Origin of the sequence: Ruminobacter sp. RM87 (assembly GCF_000701925.1) — a bacterium.
GTDB lineage: Bacteria > Pseudomonadota > Gammaproteobacteria > Enterobacterales > Succinivibrionaceae > Ruminobacter > Ruminobacter amylophilus.
Genome location: NZ_KL370835.1, coordinates 26,821 through 48,094, shown reverse-complemented (window position 1 = coordinate 48,094; position 21,274 = coordinate 26,821). Strand labels below are relative to the sequence as shown.

General features: G+C 45.2%; 14 protein-coding genes and 2 tRNA genes. 3 read left to right on the top strand and 13 right to left on the bottom strand.

The genetic code is table 11. The annotated features are described in order from the left end of the window. Positions 1 to 5: 5 nt before the first annotated feature. On the bottom strand, positions 6 to 326 hold the full coding sequence (locus tag T489_RS15565; RefSeq protein ID WP_232218328.1) for an excisionase: 321 nt from the start codon (positions 324 to 326) through the stop codon (positions 6 to 8). Positions 327 to 749: 423 nt separating this feature from the next. On the opposite strand from T489_RS15565, the gene T489_RS0112590 reads away from it, so the two are divergent. Beyond that, entirely contained in the window at positions 750 to 2,522 is a 1,773-nt protein-coding gene (locus tag T489_RS0112590; protein ID WP_084155531.1) for an AAA family ATPase, read from the top strand. An 87-nt stretch (positions 2,523 to 2,609) separates the two neighbouring features. Here T489_RS0112590 and T489_RS0112585 read toward each other — a convergent pair whose 3' ends face one another. The 11 genes from T489_RS0112585 to yfcE form a co-directional block, all read right to left on the bottom strand. Further along, positions 2,610 to 2,786 (bottom strand): DNA polymerase I, encoded by a 177-nt coding sequence (locus T489_RS0112585; RefSeq protein WP_232218326.1) that lies wholly within the window; start codon positions 2,784 to 2,786, stop codon positions 2,610 to 2,612. A 53-nt stretch (positions 2,787 to 2,839) separates the two neighbouring features. Next, positions 2,840 to 4,675 (bottom strand): PKD domain-containing protein, encoded by a 1,836-nt coding sequence (locus T489_RS15725; protein WP_031580353.1) that lies wholly within the window; start codon positions 4,673 to 4,675, stop codon positions 2,840 to 2,842. Positions 4,676 to 4,726: 51 nt separating this feature from the next. Further along, entirely contained in the window at positions 4,727 to 9,253 is a 4,527-nt protein-coding gene (locus T489_RS14510; RefSeq protein WP_051622145.1) for an alpha-amylase family glycosyl hydrolase, read from the bottom strand. Positions 9,254 to 10,666: 1,413 nt separating this feature from the next. Beyond that, positions 10,667 to 11,455: a tRNA pseudouridine(38-40) synthase TruA gene (gene truA / locus T489_RS0112565; RefSeq protein ID WP_031580350.1), complete on the bottom strand. Its 789-nt coding sequence runs from the start codon at positions 11,453 to 11,455 to the stop codon at positions 10,667 to 10,669. Between the two features lie 236 nt (positions 11,456 to 11,691). Further along, on the bottom strand, positions 11,692 to 13,038 hold the full coding sequence (locus T489_RS0112555; RefSeq protein WP_051622143.1) for a hypothetical protein: 1,347 nt from the start codon (positions 13,036 to 13,038) through the stop codon (positions 11,692 to 11,694). Between the two features lie 280 nt (positions 13,039 to 13,318). Next, on the bottom strand, positions 13,319 to 13,903 hold the full coding sequence (locus tag T489_RS0112550; protein WP_031580348.1) for a GtrA family protein: 585 nt from the start codon (positions 13,901 to 13,903) through the stop codon (positions 13,319 to 13,321). 23 nt (positions 13,904 to 13,926) lie between these two features. Further along, a complete protein-coding gene (locus tag T489_RS0112545; RefSeq protein ID WP_031580347.1) occupies positions 13,927 to 14,952 on the bottom strand; it encodes a glycosyltransferase family 2 protein in 1,026 nt (341 codons plus the stop codon). Positions 14,953 to 15,055: 103 nt separating this feature from the next. Then, a complete protein-coding gene (locus tag T489_RS14505; protein ID WP_031580346.1) occupies positions 15,056 to 15,679 on the bottom strand; it encodes a hypothetical protein in 624 nt (207 codons plus the stop codon). Positions 15,680 to 15,883: 204 nt separating this feature from the next. Next, the gene (gene folE / locus T489_RS0112535) at positions 15,884 to 16,531 is read right to left on the bottom strand and encodes a GTP cyclohydrolase I FolE (protein ID WP_031580345.1); all 648 of its coding nucleotides are present in this window, start codon (positions 16,529 to 16,531) and stop codon (positions 15,884 to 15,886) included. A 359-nt stretch (positions 16,532 to 16,890) separates the two neighbouring features. After that, positions 16,891 to 18,735, bottom strand: coding sequence for an ABC transporter ATP-binding protein (locus T489_RS0112525; RefSeq protein WP_031580343.1), 1,845 nt, complete (start codon positions 18,733 to 18,735; stop codon positions 16,891 to 16,893). A 94-nt stretch (positions 18,736 to 18,829) separates the two neighbouring features. Continuing rightward, the gene (yfcE, locus tag T489_RS0112520; protein ID WP_031580342.1) at positions 18,830 to 19,384 is read right to left on the bottom strand and encodes a phosphodiesterase; all 555 of its coding nucleotides are present in this window, start codon (positions 19,382 to 19,384) and stop codon (positions 18,830 to 18,832) included. Positions 19,385 to 19,723: 339 nt separating this feature from the next. Here yfcE and T489_RS0112515 point away from each other — a divergent pair. Next, positions 19,724 to 19,800, top strand: a tRNA-Met gene (locus T489_RS0112515). Positions 19,801 to 20,198: 398 nt separating this feature from the next. Beyond that, a tRNA-Met gene (locus T489_RS0112510) sits at positions 20,199 to 20,275 on the top strand. Between the two features lie 100 nt (positions 20,276 to 20,375). On the opposite strand, the gene T489_RS0112505 is transcribed toward T489_RS0112510, so the two are convergent. Continuing rightward, complete coding sequence (locus tag T489_RS0112505; protein ID WP_232218329.1) at positions 20,376 to 21,260, bottom strand: IS3 family transposase; 885 nt, start codon at positions 21,258 to 21,260, stop codon at positions 20,376 to 20,378. Positions 21,261 to 21,274: the final 14 nt, after the last annotated feature.

Sequence of the window (21,274 nt, the reverse complement as noted above, 5' to 3'; positions counted from 1 at the left end):
GAAATTCAAAATAATTTCTGTTCAGTTTGATCTTCATGAATTACGGTGCAGCGGATAATCTGAACTAAAAGAATCAATTTCCGGCCTTCATAAAATTTTACAGTTCTTTTTTTGTGGCCGTACCTGACGGAAAAGTTACCGATGTTGCACTCAGCAAGACGTCTCAGTCTCTTAACGCCAATGTGGAAATACTGACCTGCCTCGTTAAGTGATAAGGTGTAACGCTGATTCATCGGGATCTCATTCTTTCTTGAGCCGTCCTGTTCCGTTACGGTATTCTGATTATTTAATTCCATTGAATTGCCTCCGATATAGGTTTTAAACATTAAAATTTCCTCCTTCGATTGACTGTATAGTCCCGTACAATTTCGGGTATAGCAACTACTTAATCCAGACAAAATGCCAGATGCATCAAATAGTTGGAGAGAACAATAAATCGCTTCCTGCCACGCATAACCGCGATAAGCCAAAAAACGTTGTTTTCACTATGTAGCCACGGCAGAGGGGAAAATCTGACGTTTTTGAAAAAATTTTTTGTAAAAAGTTAAGTGTTGATATTTTGGACGTGTCATCGATAGATACTTTATGCTTATATTCTTATCAAAAAGTAAGATGTTGGCGGTTGACGATTAAGTACGTTATGGGATAATGACAGTGATAGAGCCTTTCTGCGCTTCAATCACTTCGTGAACAGCGGACCGGGGAAAGGCCTTTTTAGAGGTGATGGTCAGATTCAGAGGTGGAACGGTATTTTGAAGTATATTGGTATCGGAACTGAATTTTTTCATGAGCTTATTGAAAATAACTGCTATTACGTAGATAAGACTCCGCTCATCAGAACCGTGTTTAAGGAATCAGCTACCAATGCCTTTCTCATTATGAGACCGAGACGTTTTGGTAAAACGCTTACCATGTCCACCTTCTATGACTTTCTTTTTCTGAATATCGAAAATCCCGGTGATGTGTCACTTCAGGAGAAATGGTTCAAGGACACCAAGATCTTTGAGGACAAGGAATTCTGCAGTGAATACATGGGGAAGTTTCCGGTAATCTTTATGTCTTTTAAAACCATCGTTCATCAGAATTTTAATGATGCGTATAATCAGTTTGCTACTCTGATATACAGATTGGCACTGCAGTTTGAATATCTGTCTGCCAGTAAGGAATTATCCGACAAACAGAAAGAACAGTATGCCAATCTGAGTAATTATGAAAAGCTTACAGACAGAACCAATAAATCTTATCTGACCGGATCCCTTCAGACGCTTTCCTGTCTTCTCGAAGCACATCATAAGATAAAACCGATAATTCTGATTGACGAATATGATGTGCCTATTGCCAAAGCAGCTTATCATGGCTACTACGATGAAATGATAGATCTTATCAGTCCTTTTTATAACGACACCTTAAAAACAAATACGTATCTGGGCAGAGCAGTGCTTACCGGATGTTTAAGGGCGGCAAAGGAAAGTATTTTCACCGGGCTCAATAATCTCATGGTATGCTCGATTCTTGATTCCGGAAAAAAAGACATATCCCAGGGAATCGGTTTTACCAAAGAAGAGACTCACGAAGTTTTGTCATATTACGGTTTCACTGACTATTATGATGAAGTAAAAAATAATTACGACGGATACCATTTCGGAACAACTCACATGTACTGCCCATGGGATGTAATGTCCTTCTGCAATGACAATTATGAAAAGCTGAGTGAAAACAAAAACCTAATTCAGGCCGGCAACTATTGGATAAATACCAGCGGTAACGATGTTATCGAAGAATTCATGGGCTTTATCGAGCCTGAAGACGTTGATCTGATGCAGGACCTTCTGGATGGTAAATCAATAACCGCAGAAGTAAGAGCGGCGCTGTGCTACGGTGATTTGCAGAACCATGACATAAATGACTTCTGGACTCTGCTGCTTTATACCGGGTATCTCACCTTTGATCCTACATACCGTTCATCAAAAAAGAATGAATACAGCCTGTACATTCCTAATGAAGAAATAAGAGACTGTTTCAGAGATAAAATTCTTGCGTTTTTTAAGACCAATTCCGTCATGAAAACAAGCACAGGTGAACTGGTAAAAGTTTTGTTTGAAGGTGATGCCGAAAAAGTTCAGGATAACCTTAACACGCTCCTTGGCAAATACGTTTCAATCAGAGATTTTTCAGTCAATGCTCCGAAGGAAAACTACTATCACGGCTTCATGAACGGATTATTGGTAAACGGCACGTCTCTCATTGCAGAGCAGAAATCCAATTTTGAGTCAGGAAACGGCTATATCGATTTGATAATCAAGTCTCTAAAGAACAGAGGCGTTATCGTAATTATGGAACTTAAGCAGACTTCAGATGAAAACGAAGATAAAGTGCTTATTGCTCAGGATGCCGTTGAGCAGATAATTCAAAAGAAATATGCCGATCCGTATATTAAAAGGAATGACATAAAAGCAGTTCTTACATATGGCATATGCTTCTGTAAAAAAGAATGTGCTGTTGTAGGGAAAAAGCTGAAATAAAATGTTCAATCATGGCAATCGAGTCAAAGACAACTTGATCGGTAGTGACCGACCAAGTTACCGACTAAGATCTCGATTAAGTGATTGTTAATCTTTCTTATAGAACTCGGTGATGTAGCCTGCAGCATCAAGAATGAGCCCGTCAGCCCATGGTGGTGTACGTCCCATCTGTTCACATACAGCATCGAGGCTCATTCGAGGATTGGCTTCAATAACTAGCTCATCGTGAATATGCACGCAGTTCATCTCGTGTGGACAGCTCACAAAAAAAAAACCGGGCACGCCCGGTTTTTAACTGGAATTATGATTAGGTGACCTTAAAGGGTACAGTCAAGTTTGACATCATCAGGATCCTTTATCGTAATGCTGACTGATTTTGATCCGGATTTTGTCCCGTCACTAACAGTCAGAACCACTGTATATGTCCCGAATTCAGTATAGGTGTGAGAAGGATTCTTTTCAGTAGATGAGGCTCCGTCTCCGAAGTTCCACATATATGAAATACCATCATCACCGTCATCTGACTTAACGGTAAACTGTACTGTTCCGTTATCCTTAATTTCATATGAGAAATCCACGGAAGGAAAAGGTCCCGGATCAGGACTGACGCTGACGTGAATGCTCTCGGTTACCGCATCTGAACATTCCTTACCGTCACATGCTGTCAGAGAAACCCTGTAATCACCGGATACCGCATACTGATGGCGTGGTGATAATTCCACTGATTCCGCCCCGTCTCCAAAATTCCATCTGTAGCTGAGTACATCTCCGGCATCCGGATCAGTTGACTCATTTTTAAATTCTACCAGACCGCCTGATAAATCATTGACGGTGAATTTGGCGACTGGAGGATTGTTCGGTTCCGGAGGCAGAGGTCCCGTTATAAAAATATTCATTTTCTTTACATCCTCATACTCCTTATCCTTTACCGTCAGTTTAACGGTAAAGGTACTGACGGATTCGTAGGTATGAACAGGATCCTGCTCCTGAGATGTTGTTCCGTCACCGAAATCCCACAAATAGCTGAGAACGTCTCCGTCAGGATCAGATGAGGCATTGATGAATGAAACTTTCAGCCCGTCAGTACTCACAATGAATTCGGCAACAGGCGGATGATTGCCGGGCTGAGGATTATCCTCACAGCTTACGGCAACATTTCTGGAAGTCTCATTCTTAAGAACAGAGTCGGTAACTACAAGTGTAACTCCGTATGTTCCCGACTTCATGTAATCATGAACCGGATTCTTCTCGGTAGATGTCTGACCGTCACCGAACTTCCAGACATAACTTAAAGTCTTTCCTTCAGCTGCAGTGGATTTATTGGTAAAGGTTACTGAACACTTATCCGTAACATAATCAAAACCGGCTGCAGGATACGGGCCGGGCGCAGGTTCCGGAATCAAATCATGGAACGGACTGGAAGTATCGTCGGCTCTGTAATTCTCAAGAACCTTCTCTACTATGGCATCATAATCACCAGACTGATTCACGGCTTCGGCAAGAACCTTATAGGCATTACGGATCAGTGTTCTGAGCAGAACTCTGTCAAGATTATCGGTATCCTTTGAACCGAAACCCAGTCCTGAAAATGAATTCAGCAGGACTTTAAGCACGGCGGAACCGTTTGGATCAAGTGCTGCGAAGTCAGTGTTTTCAGGAGCACCGATGGTATCTGCAAAATCGCTCTGTCCCAGAATTCTCTGAATATTGGAAACGGCATTAAGTTCCAGTGGAGTATAAACAACCTTTCCGTTATTTTCAGACTTTGTTTTCTGTCTGTTAAGCTGATACTTCAGTACTTCCTCGGTTGATCCGTCAGTCGGATAGGCAAGCACGATACCGCCCTGCGCGGTCTCCCTGCTGACCGTACCGGTATTCCATTCAATAAGGGCGAAACCTCCGGCATCCGTCTGACGTTCAGTAGCCTCACCTGCACATGAATTATCGAGATCTGTATCCAGACAAACCGTATATACGGATGAACCGGCAGACTGTAATGCCTTTGCGGAAGTCTGGTTCAACTGGCCGTTTACATGAACCTCCAGTGAATATTCGGTAACGTCACCGGGTTCCTGAGATGATGAACCGCCGCCGCAGGCAGTAACTGCTGCTGATGTCAGAAGTGCGACGGTTAACTTGTTAAGATTAAACATTTTTTACCTCTTTAAAAAGCCGGAGGATATTCCCCCGACTGTTTTTGTGTATTACTGTCTGTACCAGATGGTTACAGCTGAGCCTTCAGCAACACTGGTTCCCTGAGTACCGTCTCCATTGACCGTTACTCCGTGAACCTTCTTTGACCATCCGTCAACACCGGATATTTCAATGTTGTTACCGCTGTTGATAACCATCTTGATGGTGTTCCATGAATCACCTACGGCTCCGCCGTTGATGGTAACAACAACCGCACCGTTAACATCCTCACCGGTTATGTTCTGCTCAATCTGCTCCCTGGTGGTCATACGGAATGCAGGATGAGCCCTGCGCATGGCAATCATATCCCTGTAGTAATTGAAGGTACTCATGTTCTGAGACTTAAGATTCCAGTCTATATCATTGGATCCGTCCGTACTGTTATATGAATTTTCATTCATATTCTTGGTACGTCCGAATTCATCACCTTCATGAAGGAACGGAATACCCTGACTGACTAAAACCACCCCGTTACCATATGACTGCAGACGTTTGGCGTAGTCACCGGAAATTCCCATTTTGGTAATCTTATCAGCCCAGATTAAATTATCGTGAGCGGTAATGTACTGAACAGCCTGTTCAGGATCTGCCGCAAACAGCGGAGTCCAGGTATTGGTGCTGTTGCCTACACCTCCCTTAATACCGGCCATTACGCAACCAAAGTTTCCATCAACATCACCAACGTCAGAATAAGTTTGGTTGAAGAGGAAGCCGCCTGCCGCACTGTCACTGCTGCCCTTGAGACATTCACGGTATTTACCGTTAAACACGCCCACGTGACCGCTTGCGGCATTTCTGATTGTTCCAAGTCTCACACGGGTGCTTTCTGAAGGATCGGTGGCATAACCGTTCCACGGTTCACCGTAAATCAGGAAATTACGGCCGGGATACTTGTTGTTCAGGTATTCACCCCATTCTTTGAAATTATCGACATCAAAAATACCGACCAGGTCAAAACGGAAGCCGTCGATATTGTATTCGGAAGCCCAGTACTCAAGTGAATCACGGATGAAACGGCTTACCATGGCATTCTTCGGATCGGTGGAGTTACTGCAGCCTGACAGGTCAATTGCAGTATAGTACTTACCGGTAATTCTGCCGAATACGTCCTTGCTGTAGGTATGGTTATATACCACATCCATAATTACACGAATGCCGTTTTTGTGGAATTCATTAACCATGGTCTTGAATTCCTTAACCTTCTGCTTGTAGTTTTCAGAACCGAATACGGAAGTGTAGCGATCTTCAGGAACGTTGAAGTTTACGGGATCATAACCCCAGTTGTAGCATGATGAATCCTGTGAATCCACATCTGAACAGGTTCCGAAATCATATACAGGCATAAGCTGAACATGAGTTATTCCGAGTTCCTTAAGGTGATCAATACCTGTTTTCTGCCCCCCGGCATTTGTTGTTCCGGTTTCAACCATGCCTAAATAACGGCCACGGTTTTCATCGGAAACTCCGGAACTTCTGTCGATGGTAAAGTCACGTACATGAACTTCATAAAGTACGGCATCCTCTCTGTTCCTGAATTCAGGACGCGGAGCCCAGCCGTCCTTCAGATCGGTATCACGCATGTTCATAACAATATTCTTATTGCTGCCTGCGGCAAAACCTTCTCCCTTATAGTCGGTTTTAGGCACCATTTTGCCGTACGGATCGCGGACATCACTGCCGTTTACCTTAAACTGATATTCCTTTCCGTCAAGATCACCGTCAACAGTTACTTCATAAACATCGGTATATCCGCTGATATTGGTCCTGCTCATCGCATATGTCTGACCGTCAACGGTTACGCTTACGTTGGCTGAATCAGGAGACCAGATTCTGAAAACAGTGGCTGATTTGGTATATTCGGCACCGAGGAACGGATATGCATAGTCACTGTTCTGACAGTTACCGGTTGTTCCGTCGGTATCACAGTACTTTCTGGTATCGGATGCACACTGTGAAGGATCCTTTTCACAGGGATCCTCCTCGCACAGTGAAGGATTTTCAGCACACGGATCCGGCACGCAGCCGTCGGAATCCGAATCACAGTCCTGGTGCACATCAGTTACACTGAGAACCCTGGTCTCTTCATTGAAACTGATAATATAATTTCCTGCCGGAAGGGTTATAAAGCCGCCTGAAGCAGTCAGAGCCTCACCTGCACTGCCGCCGAGGAAAATACACTGATCCCTGGATAACGGCAGTGCTTCAAGCTTGAATTTGGTGGTATCACTGAATTCAAATGTTCCCTCCCATTCTGAAGCTCTGCCGCTTTTTGCAAGTAAATCAGTCCCGTAATTATTGTGGGAACCTCTCAGGGCAACCTTTGCGTATTTACCCGGAACAGTCACTGTTACGTCCTGAGTATGAGTATCTGTATTACCGGCTGAATCCGTAACCTTTAAGGTAACCGTATATTTACCTGCAGCCTCATAAGTCACGTCCGGAGATTTTTCAGCAGAGGTCATGCCGTTACCGAAATTCCAGCTGTAGGTCAGCTCATCATCTTCAGGATCGGTTGAAGTATTGTCAAAGGAAACAGAGAGACCGTTAACCGTCGAAGTGAATGATGCGACAGGAGGCTGATTGCCGCCGGCCTGAGTGAAGGAGTACTCCATGGTTCTGTCATTGATGGAAAGAATATAATTTCCCACCAATGAAACCGGTTCATCTCCGGTGGCTGATGTATTTACGGCAAGTCTGCCGGCAACTCCGGATGAACCGTAAACGGTACCGTCCCATGAACAGCCGTCGGTAACCTTAAAGCGCTGAGCGCCGTCGGTATCCCCCTTGCCGTCAAGAGTAAGGCCAAGGGTCCAGAAACCTGTTTTACGGTTATAGGTCAGAGGTTCCTGAGTCCACTTGTTTGAAGTGCCTACGTAACAGAGTTTACCCTTTGTCTGCTCAATATCAGCCTGACAGCCGGCATCATTCGGATTCAGGACACAGGCGCATTCTTCATTTGATGAATGAGAATTACACCAGCTTACGCACACCCCGTTAACCGTAGTTTCATCCTTACATACGCAGGCTGCTCCTGTCGGATCGCTTTCGCACGGAGAAACGCCCTTTCCGCACCACTGTTCATCGGTACAGATAGCCACGGCCGTTTTGGCCGGTATGGTAAAGGTAACCTTTCCGCCGCTTACGGTAACATCAGAGCCGCATGGATTGTTCTTAGGATCCGGTGCTCCCAGGATATCGCAGTACTCTCCGTCAGGTACTTCAACCGTGAAGGTATGGGTTACGGCATTACCGGTGGTATTCTGAGCGTAGAACCCCCTGCTTCCTCTGTTAAACCATAAAGCTCCGTCATCAAAACCCTTGGATGTAACTCCGGTACCTCTGGTGGCTCTGGCAAATCTCGGAGAATTGAGAACAAACGGTACACGGTGCTGACACAGCCAGCCGCCTTCACAGCGGGGCGCCCCCTGCGGACCCGCCTGGTCATGGGTATCATCGCTTATACGGAAACCGTTGTCGTCTTTTACCGGGAACTGATATCCGGAATAAATCTGTCTTACCTTGCCTAAAGGCCATACGACGAGCCATGACTGGGCCAGATGATAATCAGGATTGTTCTGAGACTTGATTGAATAACTGCCCGCAGATGCACGGCCCCATTCATCATCATGATTATTAATAAATACTTCCGCGTCTTCGGCATCAACATGAGACAGTCCGAAAGTAAGCGCCTTGGCATAACCGCTGCCGTTGAATGTTTCCTTGATTCTGTCAACATAACTGAAATCAGTTACTACGGCATTATCAATCCAGGCATACTTGTCCGGCTGAATGTCATCAGCCTCATTGCCGGGATTGCCGATAACCTCCATGTAAATCGGAGGTCTCTTTCCGGCTTTGGCCGCGGTTTTTTCCATAATGGCATTGATGTCATCGTATTTGATGTGTTTTGCGGCGTCTATACGGAAGCCGTATATTCCCATGTCCAGAAGACTGACGAAGTAATCAGCTATCTTATCCTGAGTACTGCTGTTATCCGTTGCATGATCCGGCATACCGCTCAGATCGCAGTTTCTGACTATCCATGCATTGTCATAACGGTTTCCGATGGAGCAGTTGTTGTGATGGAAGTCCTCACTTGTAAATCCGTCCGGATAGTTATAGGCACTGAAGGAGGAACCGCCGGTACTGACGCCGTCACTTGCTCTCTGATTGATTACGGCATCGGCAAACACCCTGACACCTGCATCGTTACAGGTCTTTATCAGGGCTTTAAGCTGCTGTTCACTGCCTGCGGTGGTATTAAAATTCTTGAAATTTACCGGCTGGTATATTCCCCACCATTTACCGTCAACCTTCTTATGCTCCGCCGCCTGGGAAATCTGCACACCGTCGAATCCGGCAGGTCCGAGATACTCAGTACATTCTTTTGCTATATTTTCATAAGTCCACTGAAACGGCTGAATTATAACCATTTCACCTTCATAATTCCTGGCATGGGCCACGTTTGCGGCCAGTGCCAGTACAGCAGAAGACACGGCAAAACTGAGAAGTTTTACCTTAAAATTATTTAAGATCATTAATAATTACTCCGTCTATCCTTAAACAAAAAGAAAAATTGATGAATATCAAACAAAATCTCCACTTTTTTACATCAATTTAACTTTTTACGTTTTTAAGATAGCATAAAACGTTTTCATGAATATTGATCTGTATCGCATTAATTTTAGACAAATCAAAAGATTTTAGTACATTTTCAGCCGTAATATACTAATTTAACATATTTTTGAAGGCTTATTGATATAAATAATATATAATCACTGATATGATTTCACTTTATTTTTACACGCGTTAAATCATGTGTTTCAGATCATGATTCTACAGTGAAAAATATTATCAGAATGGATAAAAATTCAGCAGACCGCACAAAAACTCTTCAAAAAAAAAGCTGTTTCACCTATTGATTATTAAAAATAATTAAACTCGAAAAAATAAAAAATATTCGTCATAATTCCGTCTGCGTACCTTTGAACATAAAAACTTTTTCTGTACAGATTTTGAACAGTGCAGACATGCGGCATGATGCTGATGTCATGAAAACGCTTTTATCAAAATTATTATTTTTATATATTTATTTCATATTTAAAAATATATAATCGTGATGATTCAATTTTTTCTGATGAAAATCCCCTGCTTCCCGCGGTTTCTGCTGGAGTACCGGAGCTGTTTCGGCATAACGGCGTATCAGGTATGTTTTTCCATGCTTACGTATCATGTCAGGTATAAGTTTCAATCCCGGTGACCGGGAAGGTGAATAATGAGAAGGGGGAAAAAGCCTTTATTTTCAGGGGATTGAGAGTATTTCCCTCAGCGTCCCGTCCTCCGCTGGGAGATGAGGTTCCGGCACTCCGGCATTCAGCAGACCGGACTGTGCGGAAGAACCATACGTTTGTGTTTTTACGTATCCGGCAGGGACAGAGATTATTTCTGTCGGAAACATGTTTCGGAATTCTGCGGATACGGTACTGCCGTTTTTTTTTCAAAAGCAGTGCCGTTTTTCTGATTTTTTTTCGGGAAAGCTCGTAAACCGGATGTGAAAACGCCTGTTTCAGGCAGCGTTCGAGATGTTTACGGGGACTGCATAAAAGAATAAATTTTATCAATATCGATTTTTAAAATTCGTGCTCCGGATTCGTAAAAAATCGTATTTTTATCAATATTTTTTGAGATGTATCAAGGTTTTAGGCTTATTCACACTTTTGGGGTATAAAGTTGTGAATTAAAATAAATCAAGCTTTTTTATTATTTTTTCGTTCAAAAATACACCAATCAGACATTTTTTTAGCTAACTTTTTCATCACTGTCTGAAACCGGCTGTGGTTAACTTTTTACGTACCTGTAACTCCGGTGGCCGGTTCAGGCAGTGATTTATAACATTATCATAAATGTGATTAAACTGTGTAAAGCCCTTCCGGGCCTTGATTTAAGCTCGTTTACAGAAGAAGGAACGGACCGAGATTGGTGTTTTTCGGCATACCGAAATCCTCTGGATAAGTCACATCCACAAGATAAAGTCCGTCCGGCTGGGCGGTAGGCCCCGCCTTGGTTCTGTCCAGACCGGCAAACACTTCAGCCATCCATTCCACCGGCTGTCTTTCATACCCCACCTCAAGCAGGGAGCCCACGATGTTTCTGACCATGTGGAGCAGAAACGCGTTGGCGGTTATGTCGACAATCACGTAGTCCCCGATGCGGCTTACCTCAACTCTGTGAACATTGCGCCAGGGAGTTCTGCTTTCGCATCCTGCCGCCCTGAAGCTGGTAAAGTCATGTTCGCCGACAAGACACTGAGCCGCCTCGTGCATGGCCTTTTCATTAAGAATGCCGTGATAGTAGTGGGACACCTTTCCGGAAAGAATTCCGGGACGGCTGCGGTTGTTGAGAATGACGTAACGATAGCGTCTCGCCGTTGCCGAAAATCTTGCATGAAAATCATCGGTGGTCTGCTTCACCCATTTGACGCTGATATCCTCAGGCAGAAAAACGTTGGTTCCCAGCATCCAGGCATGTTCCGGCCTTACCGCGTCCGTCATGAAGTTTACCACCTGTCCGGTAGCGTGAACACCGGCATCGGTACGCCCGGCGCAGAAGGTTTCAATTTCGGTTCCGGCCACTCTGCTTAAGGCCTTCTCAATTCTTTCCTGAACGCTGTCAAAGTTTTTCTGACGCTGAAACCCCTTATATGCCTGTCCGTTGTACTCTATTCCCAGAGCTATGTTCATTACAGAAATCCTTTTGATGATTATCATGTTAGCCGAAAAAGGCTGAAATTACCGGCTAAATATACCACAAAAACCGGCAACAACAAACCGGCAGAAACATTATGACGGGAACATTACAGCCTGATATCAGGCCGGCTGATAAAAATGTTCCGTCATCACATTAAAAAACAGGGGCTTTTCAGAACATCTGAAAAGCCCCCTGTCAGATCAATAACACCTGAAAGTCCGTCTGCAGATTAAATCACGAAGAACTTGTAGTGTCCCCACGCCATGGCAAAGAACACGCTGAACAGGGCAAACACCACCGGCAGAAGACATCTTGCCGTACTGCTGTTTCTGGCAATGAGCGTAAAGGTCAGCAGACACGGAAGCATGCAGAACATGTATCTCGGGAAGGCGTTAACCCCGGTCATTATCGGAATCAGAATGCTGATGGCGAAATAAAGAGCCTCGGCATAGTACTTTTTCCTGAACAGGTACCATACGAGCGGCAGACTCAGGATAATCACGATACTGAAGTATTCCTTGTAGCCGCCGGTCATCAGCCCGTCTATCACGTATTTTACCGGATTTCCCATGGAACGTCCCCACGCCCACTGGATGTGCATGAAGGCAAAGCTGTCACCGGTAAGGTTATACAGATAGTTCTGATAAATGAACATAGGCAGAGGCACGCACATGATACCGAGTATCAGCTTCAGATTGTTTCTGTTGAAGGTAAAGAGATTTCTGAATCCGTATTCCATGATTCCTGCAAGAAGCAGCGGGAACACGAACATCACGCCCACGTTTCTGGTGGCCGTCATGCCCATGGCCACAAGCCCAGCCATCAGAAAGTTCTTTCTGCTGAGGAAGGTAAACGCCAGAATGGAGAATACCAGGAAAAGACTCTCGGAGTAAGGAGCCATGAAGTAGATTGAATACGGCAGGAAACAGAGCAGCACGGTGGAAATGTCACGTGCCGGACGTGAAAAACCAAGCACCTTCAGATAGTTGTTCCAGAGGAACAGCGCCAGAAGGAAAGCCAGATTGCTCACGGCAAGCAGCCCCGCCAGATAATTCTCGCCGAATACCATGGCAGCCAGACGGCCGGTCATCGGATACCCCGGCAGGAAAGCCCAGTTGGCGGCGTGTCCCGTAGTAAGATTCTGCGGAACCGGAGCGTAGCCGTCGCGGGCCACGGTTTCAAACCAGCCGCAGTCGAACTGACACATGATGTTCATGGTGTCGGTCACCATACTGCTGAATACCGGTTCGTGGATATAATTGATTTCCGGAGGATAATGCACGTTCCCCAGATAGATAATGGAAAACAGCACCAGTCTGGACAGTAAAAAGAGCAGAATAATCCATAAGGACTCGCTTACCCTTCTGTTCAGAATGTCTGTTCTGAAAAATCTTCCCCAGCTGAATCCCCTGTTGAGATTATCCGGGGATGAAGTCTGATCCTTTCCGGAAAACACACCGGAATAACTGTTTTTTGTATAAGAACAATCCCATGTTCTGTTCCACCCGTACACGGGAGTGGAAACCGCCCTGGAATTACTTCTGTATGTTTTTTCATTATTTATATTATTATGCATGTCAATGAGCCGGTTTTACACTTCTACCACTTCAAGTCTAATATCACGCCCGGAACATGCCGGAACGCTACAGGTTTATCTTATTCATTATGTATGTATAACGTTTTTATGAATACCGATAAACAATGTTCTCTTGTCTTTATTGTTATTTGTTATTATCCGAAACTTTATTTTTATCTAATCTTTTATTGCCGTTATCTGCAGATACTCTTCCGCGGTTCTTTACGGATAACGGTTTTATATGTCCGTCCGACACGGATTCGGACACATTCGCAGTTTTTTATCTGTCTTTCACGCCGCTTAATCCGTCGCCGTTCCGACTCTTTTCCGGGAGATCATCCTCCCCGATGTCCCTGGCCTTGCTGAAAACCCAGAACTTTGAACCAGCATATGTCGATGCTGTAACAATCACCATGGCGGTGATTACCGGAACGTATCCGTACAGACCAAGGCCGTTCTTCATCAGATTTATCAGCAGAGCCCTTAAGAACAGAGTGGCCACCGACAGAATCATCAGTCTGATGAAAACTGAAGCCGAGCCCTTCTTTCTGAAGGTTACCCTGGTGTGACCGAAGAAGGACACCAGGAAGGCAGTGGAAAAACTTACTGCCGATACAATCTCTTCAAAATAGGTGCCTACGCTCCCGCAGAGACCTGCCGCATCATATGAGATGCCGGCCAATCCCGCCAGCATTCCCAGAAAAGAGCCGACGCCTTCAGGCTTTACCACCTGAAACATCAGAACGGTCACGGCCAGATCCACCAGAGTCGCGAGACCGCCGATAAACGCGAATCTGACGATTCTCCAGAATTCCCCGCTTCTCAGAATGGCGGCTATTCCGCCGTTACTCATGGTTAAGCTCATTGCCTGTCTCCGAAATAATGCGGCTACTGTCTGCTTTCGTTGATGTCCGCAGCTTCTTCCGACAGTTCAACTTCCTTTGTCTCGCCGTGGCTTACGGAAGATTTGGAGTTGCGGTAGATATTTTCCAGAATATATACCGGTCTGTTCTTGACCTCGATAAATATACGGGATACGTATTCACCGAGAATACCGATGGAAATCAGCTGTACGGAGCCCAGGAACAGGATGGCGCACATGGTTGAAGCATAGCCCGGAACGTTATTACCGAGAATCAGGGTCTTGCTGATGATGTATACCATGTAGCAGGAAGCGATTACCGCCAGCACCCCGCCGATATAGCTCCATATTCTGAGAGGCATGCTGGAGAAGCTCACGATACCGTCGAGAGCGAAATTCCACAGCTTCCAGTAATTGAACTTGGAGGAACCCTCATGTCTTTCCGGTCTTTCATAAGGAATGCCGTAGGATGAGAAACCGGCCCAGGCGAAGATGCCCTTCATAAATCTGTTTCTTTCAGGGAGCTGATTTATGGCATCGATAACCCTGCGGTCAATCAGACGGAAGTCCCCCGCATTCACCGGAATGTGCACCTTGTTGGTCATCACGTTGAACACTCTGTAGAAGGCGCCTGCGGTGAGTCTCTTTAAAGGAGTATCCTGAGAACGGTCAACCCTGATGCCGTATACCATGTCGTATCCCTTGTCCAGCCAGGCCTTCACGAATTCGATAATCAGTTCCGGAGGGTCCTGAAGATCCACGTCGATAGGAATCACCGCGTCGCCTGAGGCATGCCTGAGACCTGCGGTCATGGCAGCTTCCTTGCCGAAGTTGCGTGAAAGGTTAACCAGAGCCACGCGGGAATCCCTGGCGATCAGCTTTTTGATAATCTGTACGGTATCATCCTTGCTGCCGTCATTCACGAACAGGATTTCGTAGTGACCTTCAATTTCATGAAGAGTTCTGGTAACTTCATCGTAGAAACTGTTTATTGATTCATGTTCGTTGTAAACAGGAACCAGCAGAGTTATAAAATAATTATTTCTGTCCATTTTTTTATGCCAAAAAAACAAAAAACACCGAATCAGTGACTTACCGTCGCCTCCGGCTTAAATCCGAACCTTAAAAATCCGGATTTTCCAAAAACATCATCCGTTACCGGACTTCAGGTTCCGGATAATCTTCAACAGTTATTCTGCTCAGGCTGTACTGTCCGTAGTATTCCGGAACTGATTTTTTTGCGGTTATGGCCAGAGCGTAGATGCTTACAGGCAGAGAGGTGCTTACGGGCACGCGGTTTACCGTTCCCGGATTGTCGTCTATGAACTCCGGTTCAACGGGAATGTAAATCTCATAGCTGCCGGGTTCATCCAGATAGGCGGTTGAATGACTTCCGACCGTAATCATGGTATGCCCCATTTCCGACTTCAGACGGAAATACACGTAAAGTCTGTCCGGGTTCTTGTACATCTTGAAGATAAGAGCCGTACTGTCGCTGAAGTTCATGCCTGAACCGTCACTTTCCGGAGCTGAAACACCGCTCTTTTCCAGAAAGTACGGACGTTCAATGGTAGTGTCATATACATGACCGGGAATAACATACATGCTCTGATACTTGTTCCAGAATCTCAGCTTCTTGTCCAGATAATAGTACCTGTAGGAATCGGATACCTTTCTGTGACGGTTCAGATCAAGTACATACACGTAATACAGCCCCATGGCCAGTATCACGATGAGCATCCCGGCCGCATAAAGGAAACCGGTCTTTTTATTTTTCATACACGTAAATCCAAATGTTCCGCCTGTACCATGTTCCGTTTTTTCTTATAAACACACGTCGGAACTCTCATGCAGGTCTTTCTTCTTATAAACTATCGTAAATAGCCACAGACCTCTCGGGGCTGTGGCAGTTCATAGTCTTTATTATTCTTTAATTTATTGTTTTTATGATTATTTCGTCTTCGCCGGATTCATGACCTGGCATCAGTCGGTCAGGAATTCATGACGGGAAGCCTGATTAAATTTAAAGTAACCGCCCAGTGCAGTTGTGGTGGTTTCGCTTGTGGCATCCTGCACCCCGCGTGACTTGACACAGTAGTGAGTTGCGGTAATGGTAACGGCCACATTCTGAGTATCAAGCAGGGTCTGAAGCGCAACAAGAATCTGCTGGGTCAGACGTTCCTGAACCTGCGGTCTGCGGGCAAAGAACTGTACAATACGATTGATTTTGGAAAGACCGATAATTTTTCTTGAAGGCAGATAAGCCACCTTGGCCTTACCGTCAATGGTTACAAAATGATGTTCGCAGGTACTGGTAAGGGTGATATTGCTTACCTTTACCATTTCATCGACCTTCATCTTGTTGTCAATAACGGTGATTGAAGGAAAGTTGGCATAATCAAGACCGGAAAAAATTTCATTCACGTACATTTTGGCTATACGGTATGGAGTGCGGTTTAAGCTGTCGTCAGAACGATCGAGACCAAGGATGTCCATTACGGCACCCATGTGCTTTTCAATTTCGGCTCTCTGTTCGTCATGAGACATTTCAACTGGGATACGCGGAGTTTCAAGCCCCTGTGCTATAAGGGCATCACGTACCATTGCAGCTTCTTTGCTTATTTCACTCATCTCAGTCTCCGAAGTTATCGTTTTAAAACTGGTGTTATTGTACTCCAAAACAGGAAGCATTTCACAATTTTTTATAGAACCTGAAAGATAACAAATAAATCATCTTCAAGTGTTGTAAAACAAGGAAAAATCAATATGAATCTTTTAAATATTCAGCAGCCGTTTTCACGACATGCGGTACTTCTTTATCCATCAGCGGACATCAGTGATTACGAGGGAATTCCATTTCCGCGTCACAGAGACAGAACACCGCCGTACCGCAGGCATTGGTCCGAAACGCGGTTCAGACTGTCAGAGCCTCAATGACTGATTTCTGACAGGAAAAAGAACAAGCGATTCTCAGTGCGGTTCCGAAAAAATCATTTAAGGCCGAGGAAACCGTCGGTCTGCTTCTGCCAGAGACGGGCATAAACCCCCTTCTTCTCCAGAAGTTCCCTGTGTGTCCCCTGCTCGATGATTTCCCCGCCTGACAGAACGATAAGACGATCCATGGAGGCAATTGTTGAAAGTCTGTGGGCTATGGCGATAACGGTTCTGTTTTCCATAAGTCCTTCCAGATTGTCTTTAATGGCGGCCTCCACTTCAGAATCAAGAGCGGATGTGGCCTCATCCAGAATCAGAATAGGCGCGTTTTTAAGAATCACGCGGGCAATGGCTATTCTCTGGCGCTGTCCGCCCGAAAGTCTTACGCCGCGTTCGCCCACCTGAGTGTCAAAACCGCTGTTGCCCTGAGAGTCGCTCAGAAGCTCGATAAAATCCGTGGCTCTGGCCTGATCGGCGGCGGCTCTGACCAGTACCTCAAGCTCCTCGCCCTTGGTATCGGCCGATCTGCCGTAGGAAATGTTGTCCCTGACGGAACGGTGAAGCAGAGAGGTATCCTGAGTCACCATGGCTACCGACTGGTGAAGCTCGTCCTGAGACATGTTTCTGATATCAACACCGTCAATGGTTATGGAGCCAGAATTAACCTCGTAAAGCCTCAAGAGCAGGTTCACCAGAGTTGATTTACCGCTGCCTGAAGGTCCGACGATACCGATGCGCTCACCTTTTCTGATGTGCAGATTGAGACCGTTGAACACCCTGACCTTCGGATTGTAGGCAAACACCACGTCCTTAAAACAGATGTCGCCGTTAAGATTGTTTGATTTCACAGGTGTTTCCGGATCATTTATGTCTATAGGACGGGAAAGAGCCTCGATACCGTTGAGAACATTACCGACATTTTCAAAAAGCATGCCCACTTCCCACATCACCCACTGGGAAAGATTGGCTGTCCTTATGGCAAGTCCCAGAGACACGGCAACGGCTCCGACCGGCACGACCCCCTGAGACCAGAGTCTTACGGAAGCCAGAACCAGGGCAGAGATCAGCAGATAGTTGATAATCTGCACACTGACATTGAATCTTGTAACCATGCGCATCATGCCGTATTCGGAATCGACGCATGCCTGCATGTTTCCGCGGGCATAGGATTCCTCGCGGGAATACTGGGAAAAGAGCTTCACGGTCTGGATGTTGGCATAGCTGTCCACGATACCGCCCACCATCAGGGATCTCTTTTCGGCATTGTCATTGCTTAAACGGCTGAGGCGGGGAATGAAGTAATACATCAGGAAGAGATAAACGGTGAACCAGACCAGCATTATCAGCATGAGATAAAGGTCGGTTTCGGCCAGAACCGCCATCATGGTGACAAAATACACCAGAATATGCACGATGACGTTGGCAAACTTGAGTACGGTGTCCCTCAGACTGAGTGCGGTCTGCATCAGTTTCTGGGATACCCTTCCGGAAAACTCCTCCGCAAAATACGAAAGACTCTGTCTCAGGAGATAACGGTGCATCCTGTAGCGCATGCGCATCGGGAAATTGACTCGTACGGTCTGATTAAGAAGGAGAGCATGCAGGGTAATGCAGGCCGGAAGCAGAATCAGGGTCATGGTACCGAACAGAATGAACACGCCCCGGTGTTCGGCAAAGACGGCTCCGGGTTCAGTTTCTGAAAGGATATCCACGAAAAGACCGATGAAATAGAAGAGAAAGGCCTCCCCCGCTCCGATGACGGCAGCCAGTACGGAGATTACCAGAAGGAACCATCTGATGTCTCTGGCAAAAAACCAGACAAACCTGAAAAAACCTCTTGGCGGTTTTTCCACCGGATCTTCTGAAAACGGAGATATTAACTTCTCAAAAAAATTAAACACTTCTCAGCCTTCCATAATCATTTCATCAGCCTGCCGTCTCCGGCAGTTCATCTCAAATCCGCAGCCGTCAGCTTTCCGTCTGCGGCATGGATTTTCAGAATCTGATTTCCTCAACAACGTTATTGTTCAGATCCCTTAACGAAATTCCGTTATCGTCAATCACCGCCATGCTCCTGTCGCTGCCCCCGCGCGGAAAGGTTATGGATCCGGGATTGAGAATGTAAATGCCTCCGCGACTCTTTTTGAGTACCGGACAGTGCGTATGACCGCTCATGAAGATGTCTCCTTCTCCAAGACCGATGTACTCGGCATCGGTTTCGTCATAGCGGTGTCCGTGAGTCATGAAAGCCTTGCGTCCGTTGATGACCAGGGTATTGTAGGTGGCGTCTATCGGAAATTCCAGCAGATTGGAGTCCACCTCGCTGTCACAGTTGCCTCTCACGGCAATAATCTTTTCCTTTACCGAATTCAGCAGTTTTACGATATACATCGGATCATAATCTGACGGCAGTCCGTTGCGGGGACCGTGGTTCAGAAAATCCCCCAGAAAAATCAGAAAATCGGCATTATTGGCCTCAGCCACCTTCAGCGCCATTTCCAGATTGTCGGCATTACCGTGAACGTCGGATATCACTGCGTATGTAGTCATCTTGTAAATCTCCTCATATCGTCCGGTTAATTATAGCTTATTTGTAAAAATTTGCCGTCTGAATATGCTGATTTTATCAAAGAAAAAAAATTATAAAGAAATTCCTTAATTCAAAAGGAAATTGTCTGAAAACAGAGATTGCTTTACCGGACAGCCGGATTCATTTTACGCCACTCCGACAGGTGCCACACCTGTCATAACATCTGAAACACCTGCAAATTGTACACATCATGTTCAGATTGCTCAAATATAAGGCGTTTAAGCACCAGAACGGACTTTTTTTTCTAAATGGGTTGCAATTAGGTTTTTTTGTGTTAACATTATGCCTGTTTCGTTTAACGCGGGGTGGAGCAGTCTGGTAGCTCGTCGGGCTCATAACCCGAAGGTCGTTGGTTCAAATCCGGCCCCCGCAACCATCTGTCTCAGCGACAGTCCGGATTATCAACAGAATCTCACTTTTAGTATCAGGTTATTCACAATATTACTGACAGCTGTCATTTATCATTTTCCGTCCCGGTGCATAACGTTTTTTCATGTGTCCCTGTATCTCTTTCCGGAAATGTTCTCAGACTGAGAACCTGCCCAGTCCTGTAGATAAGTATGGTGTCTGCGGATGAACTTCAACTGAGTAATAAAAACACATTCTGAATCTTTGACGATCCTGACTGATTATTTCTGTTTTCCCGTTTCGCCCAAGCCTTGAATACCAGTGTTTTCGTATAAAAAATCGGCAAAAATACATAAATTCGGATTTTTTTTTATAATTTCTTGCAAATACAGAAAAAAGTGTTATTATAAGCACACTTCAGTTTGACGCGGGGTGGAGCAGTCTGGTAGCTCGTCGGGCTCATAACCCGAAGGTCGTTGGTTCAAATCCGGCCCCCGCAACCATCTTTATTGAAATCCCCTTTTAATCCTTTGAAAATCCCCATGCGGGATGGAACAGATGTTAGATAGCGGAATAATTTATCCCCTAAGATGTTGCCTAAAATCAATATGAAACCCTGTTTCTGTATTGATAAGGAGACAGCATCCCCAATGATGAATGCGGTCTGAAGCCATTATAATACGAAATCCAGTTGATTATCTTCTTTATTCCTTCACTTTGTGACGAGAATTTTCTGTTTACAGGTAAACACTCCCGCTTTAATGTGGCCCAGAATGATTCTGCTACCGCATTGTCCCAACATTGGCCTCTTCTGCTCATTGAACATCTGCCCCCCTTGGATTTCAGAAGTTCCTGAAATTGGTAAGAGCAATATTGAGAACCCTGGTCATAATGAAAGATCTTGCCTACAGTCGGTTTTTCTTCCTTAACGGCCATCAGTAAGGCACCACAAATCAAGTCAGTATCCATGGTTGCACCAAACTTATAGCCGACGAGACAGCGGGAACATAAATCTACGACTGAGGCCAGATAAAGCCAGCCTTCATCCGTAGGTATGTATGTAATATCACCACACCATGCTTCGTTTACTTTGAATGAATTGAATTCCCTGTTTACCAGATTTTCTGCCATGGCAAGGTTATGATTACTGTCCGTAGTAACGACGTACTTACGGTGGTATTTATGGTAGAAGCCGTTTTTTCTCATTATCGAAACAAGACGTTTATGAGAAACCTTAAAGCCTTTTCTGTTCAATTCATGGTGCAGCCTTACTGCACCGGGAACCTCACCATTTGAGGCCCTAACAACTTCTTTAACAGCAATGACAACTTCAAACTCAGTATGAATTACACCATCCCGATGTTCTTTGTCGTCATCATTTAACCATTTATAAAAGCCACTGACACTGATTTCCAACAGTTCAACCGCTCTTCTGATGGTTATGTTGGTACCTCTGCCTATCAGCCTGTCGTCTTTGCATTTCTTTATGAATGCGTACTTTG

Bases quoted from the DNA above. Each gene is read 5' to 3' on its own strand.
- T489_RS15565 (WP_232218328.1), bottom strand. From the start codon at position 326: ATGTTTAAAACCTATATCGGAGGCAATTCAATGGAATTAAATAATCAG.
- T489_RS15725 (WP_031580353.1), bottom strand. From the start codon at position 4,675: ATGTTTAATCTTAACAAGTTAACCGTCGCACTTCTGACATCAGCAGCA.
- T489_RS14510 (WP_051622145.1), bottom strand. From the start codon at position 9,253: ATGATCTTAAATAATTTTAAGGTAAAACTTCTCAGTTTTGCCGTGTCT.
- truA (WP_031580350.1), bottom strand. From the start codon at position 11,455: ATGAACATAGCTCTGGGAATAGAGTACAACGGACAGGCATATAAGGGG.
- T489_RS0112555 (WP_051622143.1), bottom strand. From the start codon at position 13,038: ATGCATAATAATATAAATAATGAAAAAACATACAGAAGTAATTCCAGG.
- T489_RS0112550 (WP_031580348.1), bottom strand. From the start codon at position 13,903: ATGAGCTTAACCATGAGTAACGGCGGAATAGCCGCCATTCTGAGAAGC.
- T489_RS0112545 (WP_031580347.1), bottom strand. From the start codon at position 14,952: ATGGACAGAAATAATTATTTTATAACTCTGCTGGTTCCTGTTTACAAC.
- T489_RS14505 (WP_031580346.1), bottom strand. From the start codon at position 15,679: ATGAAAAATAAAAAGACCGGTTTCCTTTATGCGGCCGGGATGCTCATC.
- folE (WP_031580345.1), bottom strand. From the start codon at position 16,531: ATGAGTGAAATAAGCAAAGAAGCTGCAATGGTACGTGATGCCCTTATA.
- yfcE (WP_031580342.1), bottom strand. From the start codon at position 19,384: ATGACTACATACGCAGTGATATCCGACGTTCACGGTAATGCCGACAAT.